Source organism: Streptomyces inhibens, assembly GCF_022221585.1.
Classification (GTDB): domain Bacteria; phylum Actinomycetota; class Actinomycetes; order Streptomycetales; family Streptomycetaceae; genus Streptomyces; species Streptomyces inhibens.
On record NZ_CP084681.1, the window covers coordinates 8,883,416 to 8,892,891 of the forward strand.

The 9,476-nt window shown below is 70.8% G+C and carries 11 protein-coding genes; 4 read left to right on the forward strand and 7 right to left on the reverse strand.

The annotated features are described in order from the left end of the window. Positions 1–139: 139 nt before the first annotated feature. A complete protein-coding gene (locus tag KI385_RS39860; protein WP_238576878.1) occupies positions 140–1,084 on the forward strand; it encodes an amidohydrolase family protein in 945 nt (314 codons plus the stop codon). 28 nt (positions 1,085–1,112) lie between these two features. Here the strand turns inward: KI385_RS39860 and KI385_RS39865 are convergent, their stop codons facing one another. Continuing rightward, positions 1,113–1,868, reverse strand: coding sequence for a type 1 glutamine amidotransferase domain-containing protein (locus KI385_RS39865; RefSeq protein ID WP_238576879.1), 756 nt, complete (start codon positions 1,866–1,868; stop codon positions 1,113–1,115). A 176-nt stretch (positions 1,869–2,044) separates the two neighbouring features. Between KI385_RS39865 and KI385_RS39870 the strand changes: the two genes are divergently transcribed. Both KI385_RS39870 and KI385_RS39875 read left to right on the forward strand, forming a co-directional pair. Beyond that, on the forward strand, positions 2,045–2,716 hold the full coding sequence (locus KI385_RS39870) for a hypothetical protein (protein ID WP_238576880.1): 672 nt from the start codon (positions 2,045–2,047) through the stop codon (positions 2,714–2,716). Between the two features lie 199 nt (positions 2,717–2,915). Continuing rightward, complete coding sequence (locus KI385_RS39875; RefSeq protein ID WP_238576881.1) at positions 2,916–3,344, forward strand: SSI family serine proteinase inhibitor; 429 nt, start codon at positions 2,916–2,918, stop codon at positions 3,342–3,344. A gap of 32 nt (positions 3,345–3,376) precedes the next feature. Here KI385_RS39875 and KI385_RS39880 read toward each other — a convergent pair whose 3' ends face one another. The 5 genes from KI385_RS39880 to KI385_RS39900 form a co-directional block, all read right to left on the reverse strand. Next, on the reverse strand, positions 3,377–3,535 hold the full coding sequence (locus tag KI385_RS39880; RefSeq protein WP_238576882.1) for a hypothetical protein: 159 nt from the start codon (positions 3,533–3,535) through the stop codon (positions 3,377–3,379). Positions 3,536–3,640: 105 nt separating this feature from the next. Continuing rightward, positions 3,641–4,600 carry a cytochrome c oxidase assembly protein gene (locus tag KI385_RS39885; protein WP_238576883.1) on the reverse strand — a complete coding sequence of 320 codons (960 nt, stop codon included), beginning with the start codon at positions 4,598–4,600 and terminating at the stop codon, positions 3,641–3,643. Positions 4,601–4,717: 117 nt separating this feature from the next. Then, entirely contained in the window at positions 4,718–5,743 is a 1,026-nt protein-coding gene (locus KI385_RS39890; RefSeq protein WP_238576884.1) for a 6-phosphofructokinase, read from the reverse strand. Between the two features lie 193 nt (positions 5,744–5,936). Then, entirely contained in the window at positions 5,937–6,665 is a 729-nt protein-coding gene (locus KI385_RS39895) for a type 1 glutamine amidotransferase (protein ID WP_238576885.1), read from the reverse strand. Positions 6,666–6,693: 28 nt separating this feature from the next. Continuing rightward, positions 6,694–7,932 (reverse strand): MurT ligase domain-containing protein, encoded by a 1,239-nt coding sequence (locus KI385_RS39900; RefSeq protein ID WP_128504222.1) that lies wholly within the window; start codon positions 7,930–7,932, stop codon positions 6,694–6,696. Positions 7,933–8,118: 186 nt separating this feature from the next. Between KI385_RS39900 and def the strand changes: the two genes are divergently transcribed. After that, positions 8,119–8,679, forward strand: a complete 561-nt coding sequence (gene def, locus KI385_RS39905) for a peptide deformylase (RefSeq protein ID WP_238576886.1) — start codon at positions 8,119–8,121, stop codon at positions 8,677–8,679. A 31-nt stretch (positions 8,680–8,710) separates the two neighbouring features. On the opposite strand, the gene KI385_RS39910 is transcribed toward def, so the two are convergent. Further along, entirely contained in the window at positions 8,711–9,358 is a 648-nt protein-coding gene (locus KI385_RS39910) for a TetR/AcrR family transcriptional regulator (RefSeq protein ID WP_238576887.1), read from the reverse strand. Positions 9,359–9,476 lie beyond the last annotated feature (118 nt).

Here is a 9,476-nt window from a genome sequence, read left to right on the forward strand (position 1 = left end):
CAGTGAGTTTATGGGCAACCGTCGTCGCTTGTAACCACCCTAGGCCTGATCGATGCTGACCCTTTGCCCGTGCACAGCGGCCGGCCCGCCGTACGGCCCCCGGTGGACACCCGGGAGCCCCGGCGGGAAGCTGAAAGTGATGCGGACCGATGTGCACGCCCACCTGTGGAGTGAGCGCTATCTCCGGCTGCTGGAGTCCTACGGGCGCCCGGACGCCGCCGCTCACCGCGGACTGGGGGCCGGAGACAGCCCACGGGAGCTGGACGCCCGGTTCACCATGAACGACGCGGCCGGTATCGACCACCAGATCCTGTCCGTATCACCCCAGGGCCCGTACTTCGCCGACGCCGACCGGGCGGTCACCGCCGCCCGGCACGCCAACGACCACTACGCCGGCCTGGTCCGTGACCGGCCCACCCGCTTCTCCGCGTTCGCCGCGCTCCCGCTGCCGCATCTGGACCAGTCCCTGACGGAGCTGGCCCGGGCCCTGGACGAACTCGGCATGGTCGGCGTCGGCGTCACCACCGACGTCCTGGGCCGCAGCCTCGCCGACCCCGCCTTCACCGCGCTCTTCGAGGAGCTCGACCGGCGCGGCGGTGTGCTGTCCCTGCACCCTTCGGGCCATGACGCCGGATCACCGCTGATCGCCGCACACCGGATGCGCTGGATGGTCGGCGCACCGACCGAGGACACCATCTGCGCCATGCACCTCATCCTCGAGGGGATCCCCCGCCGCTTCCCCCGGCTGCGGATCATCCATGCCCACCTCGGCGGTGCCCTGCCGATGCTGCTGCCGCGCGCCGATGACCACCTCCCGTGGGAGGCACCGGACGTCGTGGAGAAGCCCACCGAGGCGGCGCGTCGCATGTGGTACGACACCGTCGCCCATGGCCATGTCCCGGCCGTGCGCGCCGCGGCCGACTCCTACGGGGCCGACCGGCTGATGCTCGGCACCGACTTCCCCTACCAGAGCGGCCAACGGCTGCGCCGGGCCGTCTCGTTCATCGAGGAAGCCCTTCCGCCGGAGCGGGCCGACGCTGCGCTGACGGCGGGCAGCCGGCTGATCCGGCGGGTCGCCGCGTAGCGCGCGCCCGAGAGCCAACCCGGTCGCCTCAGCGCTGTGCGCCCTCCAGGAGCGCACAGAACCGGCGGCCGAAGAGGTAGGCGTCCCCTGGCCAGCGCGCCGAGAGATAGCTGCCGTCCCGCACCACGAACGCGGCGGTGTCATCGGTCGCGGTGCCGCGCGCGGAAAGGACCCTCGGCCCGCGCTCGAACAGCGCGCCCGGGTCGTCCAGCGCGGCCCTGACCTCGTCCTCCACATACGCCGGATACGTACGGTAGTAGCGGCCCAGCCGCCAGGCCGTGGCCAGATAGGCCGAGCGCTCCATGTACTTCGGCAGACAGGTCGTACGGCGATTCGCCAGCACACTACGGCCGGTGGACGCGTCGCGGGTCCGCGCCAGCACCAGCACACCGTGGCAGATCGCCCCGACCGGCCGCTCCAGCGCCCAGAACCTGCCGACCTGCTGTTGCAGCACCTCCGAGCCCAGGTACTGCCGCATACCCGGCGCATGGCCACCCGGCAGGATCAGCCCGTCGTACGCCTCAGGGTCCAGCTCCGCCCACCCCACCGTCGCGGTGAACTCCTGGCTGTGGGTGAGCTCTTCGTAGAAACGCCGGGGCTCCGCCGCGGCGCCGAGCTGCCCGAAGAGCACGCCGGTCAGCAGCCGCGGGTCGCAGGCGGGCCGGGTGCCGGGCCGCTCGGTGGCGAAGACGACCTGATGACCGGCGTCGGTGAGCAGCCGCCAGGGCACCGCCACCTCGGTGACATCGAAGTCGCGGTCCGGGACCGGCATCAGCACACGCATCCGGACATCATCGCAGGCGCTCACCCGCTCCCAGCCGCCCCGGTCACCGTTCCGGGATCCGTTTTGGCACCCGCGGACAACTTTCAACTCACCTTGAACGGGGCCGGGTTGGCGCGCCGTACTGGCCGGCAACCGAGCCTGAACCCAGGGTTCCAGGCCGAGGACAGGAGTCATGCATGTCCCGAAAGAGAACAGTCGGCCGACGTCAGAAGATCATCGTCTGCGTCAGCGCCGCGGCGCTGGTCGGCGGCATCGCCATCGCCACGACGGGCACGAGTCAGGCCTCGGTGGCGTGCGACGGACTGGCCACCGCCCTGAGCAACAACCAGAAGTTCATCGCCGATCAGCAGGCCCATCCGGACGCCCAGTCAGCGGCACGGATCGCCAACCGGCAAGCCGTGATCAAGGAGATCCAGGTCAAACAGCGGGCCGCCGGCTGCAGCGAAGGAGCGGGCGAGGGTGATGCCGCGGGCGCACCGCCGGCGGCGAACGAGCCGCCCGCTTCCAGCGCCCCGCCTGCCGCGAGCGCCCCGCCCGCCTCGCAGGCGCCACCCGGGTCCGCCGAGCCGCCCGCCTCGGACGACCCGCCCGCCGCCGGCGGCGAGGTGGTCTGCGCCGGCTCGACGGTGACCCTCTCCGGCGAGGGCGGCGCCCCGGCGGCCTCCAGCGACCAGTTCCCCACCGGGACCAAACTGAAGGTGACCAACCTGGACAACAACAAGTCGACAACCGTGTCCGTGACGTCCACGTCGGGCAGCTGCGCACTGCTCAACAACGCCGCATTCGAGCAGGTACGTGAGGAGGGGAAGTTCCTGATCCGCCGCGCCCGTATCGAGCGCGTCGGCTGATCCCGGTTCGGTGGCCGGTGACGGAGTCGCCTCCTCCGTCACCAGCCACCTCGTCATGTTCCGGGGCCCGTACGGGCGACATCACGGCGTGGACGCTTGGCGATCGGGGCCCGGCGGGATGGCCTGGGGCCTCCGGGTGCCGCGCGTCTCCGTCAAGGCTCCCGCACTCGATCCCACCGAGCGTTCCCAGGAGACAGTGATGCCCGTGACCCGTCGACGTCGCTCCGCCCGCGCCACCGTGCCCGTGACCGTGCTTGCCACCGTGTCGGCGGCGCTGGCCGTCGCCCTGTCCGCCGGCCCGGCCGGTGCCGACGAAACAACTCCCCCCGATCAGGGCCTGCAGCTCACCGTCTCCGGGTCCGGTAACACCTGGATGCGCGGGGTGCGGCTCAACTGCCCCGACACCCAGGGCCGGCATCCGCATGCGACCGCCGCGTGTGACGCGCTGACCTGGGCGCGCGGCGACATGGACGCGCTGCCCGGCGAGCCGCGCAACTGCACCAAGGAGTACGACCCGGTCACCGTCACCGCCACCGGCTCCTGGCGCGGCGGCCCGGTGAACTGGCGCAAGGAGTACGCCAACGCCTGCATGATGGACTCCGCCACCGGGCCCGTCTTCCGCTTCTGACGCCCGGCCGCGCCGCCTGTCGCCCCCAGGACTCAGACCGGCCGCGCCGCCACCACTCCGATCGTCACCAGCGCCAGCACCACCCACGCGAACCAGAGCCAGCCATTGGCGCCCAGCGCCACCGTGTAGGCGCTGGCCACCACCAGTCCGCCCACCGTGCACACGGCCATCGTCTTAGCAGATCCGGGCATACCCGCAACCTCCTCATGGCAGCCCGGGGCACCAACGCCACGGGCCGCGGCCATGGGACCATCGTCCCCGGCCGCGGCCCGTGGCGCCAGAGTGGCGACGTGCGGTCACTGCCCCCGTGCGTTGAGCGAGGCGAGGTAGGCGTTGTAGTCGGCCAGATCCTTGTCACCGTTACGGTCGGCGGCCCGGTCCGCCCGCTGCGACTGGCGCTTCTCGGACTTGTACCACTGGAAAACCAGGGCGATCAGCACCACCACGGACGGGATCTCGCTGAACGCCCAGGCGATGCCGCCGGCGGCCGACTGGTCGGAGAGCGCCTCGATACCGAGCGAGGCCGGCGGGTGCAGGAAGGTGTCGACCATCGGCTCCGTGGCCATCATCAGCGCGATACCGAAGAACGCATGGAACGGCATTCCCGCGAACAGCTCCAGCATCCGCATCACATAGCCCGGCCGGTGCGGGCCCGGGTCGACGCCCATGATCGGCCAGAAGAAGACCAGACCGACCGCGAGGAAGTGCACCATCATCCCGATGTGCCCGGCCCGGGACCCCATCAGGAAGTCGAACAGCGGCGAGAAGTAGAGCGCGTACAGACTCGCGATGAACAGCGGGATGGTGAACGCCGGGTGCGTGATGATCCGCATATAGCGGCTGTGCAGCAGCGCCACCAGCAGTTCGCGCGGGCCCTTGCGGCCGCGCGCGGCGGTCGGCAGCGCGCGCAGCGCCAGCGTCACCGGCGCCCCGAGCAGCATCAGGATCGGCGAGAGCATGCTGACGACCATGTGCTGGACCATGTGCACGCTGAACATCGCCATGCCGTAGTCGTTGAGCCGGGTGCACATCACCAGTGCCACCGTCAGTACGCCCACGGCCCAGGCCACGATCCGGCCCGCCGGCCAGTGGTCCCCCCGCCGCCGTAGCCGGATCACCGCCCAGCCGTACAGGCCGAGCCCCAGCAGGCAGCCGACGAGAAAGAACGGATCACCACCGAACTCCAGGCCACGCCCCAGCGTGAACGGCGGCAGATCCATGTTCATGCCGTCCATGCCGTGCCCGCTGTGATCCATCCGCTCGCTCCTGATTCGTACCAATGCTCCGGCGACAAGACTAGAACCGCCCCCGGCCATGGGATCGGCCGGGGGCGGTTGATACAGCGCGGAACTATCGCGCCGGGGCCACCGAGGTCACAGCACGCACTCGGCCTCGTCGTAGCGCTCGGCGGGCACCGTCTTGAGCGTCTCCACGGCCTCCGCCAGCGGCACCAGCGTGATGTCGGTGCCGCGCAGCGCGGTCATCATCCCGAACTCCCCGCGGTGCGCGGCCTCCACGGCGTGCCAGCCGAAGCGGGTGGCGAGCACCCGGTCGTACGCGGTCGGGGTACCGCCGCGCTGGACATGGCCGAGGATGACCGGACGGGCCTCCTTGCCGAGGCGGTTCTCCAGCTCCACGGAGAGCTGCCGGGCGACACCGGCGAACCGCTCGTGCCCGTACATGTCCTTGCCGCCGACGTCGAAGGACATCGTGCCCTCGCGCGGCTTGGCGCCCTCGGCGACCACCACGATCGCGAACTTCTTGCCGGCCTCGAACCGCTCGGCGACCCGCGCGGTGAGCTCGTCGATGTCGAAGGGCCGCTCCGGCACCACGATCGCGTGCGCACCGGCCGCCATGCCCGAGTGCAGCGCGATCCAGCCGGTGTGCCGCCCCATCACCTCGACGATCATCACCCGCTGGTGGGACTCGGCGGTGGTCTTGAGTCGGTCCAGGGCCTCGGTGGCGACGCCCACCGCGGTGTCGAAGCCGAACGTCACATCCGTGACCGCGATGTCGTTGTCGATGGTCTTCGGTACGCCGACGATCGGCAGTCCGGCGTCCGACAGCAGCCGCGCCGCCTTCAGCGTGCCCTCGCCGCCGATCGGGATGATCGCGTCCAGACCCAGCTCGGCGACATGGCCGCGGGCCCGCTCGACGCCGTCCCGCAGATGGGCGGGCTGTACCCGCGACGACCCGAGGATGGTGCCGCCGCGCGCCAGGATGCCGCCGACGGCGTCGAGGTCGAGCTTGCGGTAATCGCACTCCAGCAAGCCCTTCCAGCCATCGCGGAAGCCGATCACCTCATCGCCGTGATCAGCGGTGGCGCGGTGGACGACGGACCGGATGACGGCGTTCAGACCGGGGCAGTCGCCGCCGGAGGTGAGTACACCAATACGCATTGCTCGAAAAACCTCTGCAACTCAACCGGGGGCCCGGACCCCGTCGTCCGGTTGGATCCCGCTCACCCTACAAGCGCGGGGCCGCCGGGAACACGTACGCCCGCAGTGCGGGACTGCGGGCGTACGAAAACGGTTGAATGCGGACGGCGATCAAGCAATCGCCCAAGTCGCCCTAAATCGGTATCAACCGGAATTAAGCGGGCTGAGTTGCCGAGGCGATCCGCTCCTGGCGCAGCGCCTCGTACCAACCGTCGTCCACCCCGGGCAGCGCATTGACATCCAGCGCCAGCTTGATCAGCAGATCGGCGATATGCGGATTGCGGGCCATCACCGGGCCGTGCATGTACGTACCGAAGACGGTGTCGTTGTACGCGCCCTCGAAGCCGTCGCCGACGCCGTTGCCCTTGCCGAACCGCACCTTGGCGAACGGCCGGGCGGTCTTGCCCAGATGCGTCACGCCCTGGTGGTTCTCGAAGCCGGTCAGCGGCGGCAGCCCCAACTGCGGGTCGATATCGGCCAGTACGTCGCCGACGCAGCGCTCGCCCTCGCCGCGGGTGGACACCACGTCCAGCAGCCCCAGGCCCTGCTGCCGCTCGCCGAGGTCATTGATGAACTCGTGGCCCAGGATCTGGTAGCCGGCGCACACCGAGAAGACGATCGCGCCGTTGGAGACGGCGCGGCTCAGCCCGCCGTCGCGGATCAGCCGCTCGGAGGCCAGCCGCTGCGGCCGGTCCTCGCCGCCACCGATCAGATAGATGTCACCGGAGGTGGGGATCTGCTGGTCGGACCGTACGTCCACGCGCTGGACATCCAGCCCGCGCTGGCGCGCCCGCCGCTCCACGACCAGGGCGTTTCCCTGGTCGCCGTACGTGCTCAGCAGATCCGGATAGATCCACACCAGGCGCAGGCTGTTGTCGCTCATTCTCGCTCGTCCTTGTCCGTGCATCACGTCAGTTGCCCACCCGTCGGCGCAGGTCCTGGAAGGCCGTGTAGTTGGCGATGACCTCGATCCGGCCGGGCGGCGCCATCCCCACCGCCTCGTCGAGGCTGTCGCACACCTGGAAGTCGAGCCCCGCGACCTCAAGGCGTACCGCGAGGTCGAGCTTGCGGTCGCCCAGCACGAAGATCGGATGCCCGGCCAGCCGGGTGTAGTCGACGTCCCACAGCCAGGAGGTGTCCGTGCCGTCCGCGCCGCGCGCGTTCACCGACATGATCACCGGGGTCGGCGGCGGGTCGATCAGCGAGAACGTCTCCAGCCAGCCGGCCGGGTTCTTCGCCAGCAGCAGCCGCAGCTCCCGCTCCATGAAACTGACCACGTCGTAGCGGCCGGCCACGGCCTGCACCGAGAACATCCGCTCCAGGGCCACCTGCGGCGGCACGCCGAAGGCGGCGGCGACCGCGGCCGAGGTGGTGGCGTTCGCCTTGTTGGCGCGCCCCGGCAGCTGGAGCTTGATCGGCCAGGCGCTGCCGTGCGGGTCGAGAACATGGTCGCCGGAGAGTGCCCAGCTGGGCATGGGGCGGCGGAAGCCGCACTCGCCGCAGAACCAGTCGTCGCCCGGCCGCTGCATCACACCACCGCACGAGGGGCAGGACCAGGCGTCGTCCTTCCACTCCTGCCCGGCGGCGACCCACACCACATTCGCGGACGACGAGGCCGCCCAGACGATCAGCGGGTCGTCGGCGTTGGCGACGATCAGCGCCTTGGAGCCGGCCAGCCCCTCGCGCCAGTGCTCGGCCAGCATCCGGGTCTCGGCGGCGCGGTCGAGCTGGTCGCGCGAGAGGTTCAGCAGCGCTATGGCCTTCGGTGTCACATCACGTGCCACACCCGCGAGGTACTTCTCGTCGACCTCGATGACGCCGTAACGGGCATCCGATCCACCGGCCAGCGCGGACGTGATGCCCGCCGGCATGTTGGCGCCGAGCGCGTTGGAGACCACCGGACCGCTGGCCCGCAGCGCCTCCGCGATCAGCCGCGTCGTGGTCGTCTTGCCGTTGGTCGCCGACACCAGAATGACGTCCAGGTGCCGGGCCAGCCGCGCCAGCAGGTCGGGGTCGAGCTTGAGCGCCACCCGGCCACCGATCACCGATCCGCTGCCGCGGCCCGCCGCGCGCGACACCGCCGCCGCGGCCTTGCCCGCCGTCACGGCCAGCTTGGCCCGCGGCGACAGCGGCTCCGTGTTGCCTGCCATCGTCCTTGATCCTCCTTGCATCCGGCGCCCGCCTGCCGTGAGGCTGCCGGTGGAACGCCTCCTCCGCAGCCGACGACCGGCCGGAGGCTTCGGTCGGGGATCAGCCTATCGAGATCCGGGCGCGGGCCCGAACCCCGCCACCCGTGCGACGACATCCGGTGCGAGCCGGACCGTACGCTTACCCCCATGCCATCCCGCACCATCCCCGGCAGTTCCGGCCGTCCCCGTCCACTGCGCCTGCTCGGCGATCCGGCCCTGACCGGGCCCTGTCAGGAGGTCACCACCTTCGACGGCGACCTGGCCCGTCTGATCGAGGACATGTACGCCACGATGTACGCGGCGCACGGGGTGGGCCTCGCCGCCAACCAGATCGGCGTCCCGCTGCGGGTGTTCGTATACGACTGCCCCGACGACGAGGACCGCCGCCACTTGGGGCATCTCGTCAACCCCCGGCTCGTCGAGGCCGACGGACCGGTGATCCGCGGGCCCGAGGGCTGTCTCTCGCTCCCCGGCATCGAGGCCGGCACCCCGCGCCACGACCACGCGGTAGTGACCGGGTTCACGGTCACCGGCGAGCCGAGGACCGTGACCGGCACCGGCTTCTTCGCCCGCTGTCTCCAGCACGAGTGCGACCATCTCGACGGTGGTCTCTACGTCGACCGCCTCACCGGACTGCGCCGCCGCCGGGCGCTGCGCGCGGCGGCCAGGGCCCCGTGGGCCGCGGAGGCGGGGGAGTCCGGCCGCTGAGCGACCGGCCCACCCGTTCTGCGTCCCGGTCTCAGAAACCGGGGCCGTCCACGCGGTCCTTGACCGCGGCCAGCTGCCCCCACAGCAGATCGGTCAGCTGCTTGACCAACTGCTCGCGGGAGCAGGGGCGTTCGCGTAGCCACCAGTCGCCGGCGCCATGCATCATGCCGACGATGCCGTGTCCCCATACCCGTGCCGTCAGCTCGCCGCCCGGCCCCAGGTCGAGCCGGTCGGTGATCACCTTGGCCAGCTCCTCGCCGAGCCGCCGCAGCAGCGGAGCGGAGTGCCGCCCCACGTCGAAGGCGGACTCCGACGGATGGTCCTCGTCCGACGGGTGCATCAGGAAGCGGTACACCTGCGGCCGGGTCTCGATCGCGAGCAGATAGGCGTCGAGAGTGGCCTCGACCCGGTCCCGGCGCAGGACGGGTGCGTCCAGCGCGGTCGCCAGGTTGGCCAGCAACGCATCCGTGTGCCGTACGGCCAGTGCGCGATACAGCCCGCCCTTGTCGCCGAAGTGCCGGTAGAGGATCGGCTTGGTGATGCCGGCCTCGGCGGCGATGGCGTTCATCGAGGCGTCCGGGCCGTCGCGCAGCACAATGCGCTCGGCGGCCTCCAGCAGCTCCCGCCGTCTGCGCTCGGTCGCCGTCTGCTGGCGGCCGCTGCGCTCTGTGCTCTCCATGGTCGTGCTCCCCACCCTTGTGAATCTGTGGCGCTCGCGCAACGTAACACCCGTCCTCCACCACGAATTCGTTCCCTGGGGAGTTGACAGCCCTTACTGACGAGTAACACACTGCGAG

Coding starts and splice junctions, on each gene's coding strand:
- KI385_RS39890 (WP_238576884.1), bottom strand. CDS start 5,743: ATGCGTATTGGTGTACTCACCTCCGGCGGCGACTGCCCCGGTCTGAAC.
- KI385_RS39910 (WP_238576887.1), bottom strand. CDS start 9,358: ATGGAGAGCACAGAGCGCAGCGGCCGCCAGCAGACGGCGACCGAGCGC.
- KI385_RS39860 (WP_238576878.1), top strand. CDS start 140: ATGCGGACCGATGTGCACGCCCACCTGTGGAGTGAGCGCTATCTCCGG.
- KI385_RS39870 (WP_238576880.1), top strand. CDS start 2,045: ATGTCCCGAAAGAGAACAGTCGGCCGACGTCAGAAGATCATCGTCTGC.
- KI385_RS39885 (WP_238576883.1), bottom strand. CDS start 4,600: ATGGATCACAGCGGGCACGGCATGGACGGCATGAACATGGATCTGCCG.
- KI385_RS39875 (WP_238576881.1), top strand. CDS start 2,916: ATGCCCGTGACCCGTCGACGTCGCTCCGCCCGCGCCACCGTGCCCGTG.
- def (WP_238576886.1), top strand. CDS start 8,119: ATGCCATCCCGCACCATCCCCGGCAGTTCCGGCCGTCCCCGTCCACTG.
- KI385_RS39895 (WP_238576885.1), bottom strand. CDS start 6,665: ATGAGCGACAACAGCCTGCGCCTGGTGTGGATCTATCCGGATCTGCTG.
- KI385_RS39865 (WP_238576879.1), bottom strand. CDS start 1,868: ATGCGTGTGCTGATGCCGGTCCCGGACCGCGACTTCGATGTCACCGAG.
- KI385_RS39900 (WP_128504222.1), bottom strand. CDS start 7,932: ATGGCAGGCAACACGGAGCCGCTGTCGCCGCGGGCCAAGCTGGCCGTG.
- KI385_RS39880 (WP_238576882.1), bottom strand. CDS start 3,535: ATGCCCGGATCTGCTAAGACGATGGCCGTGTGCACGGTGGGCGGACTG.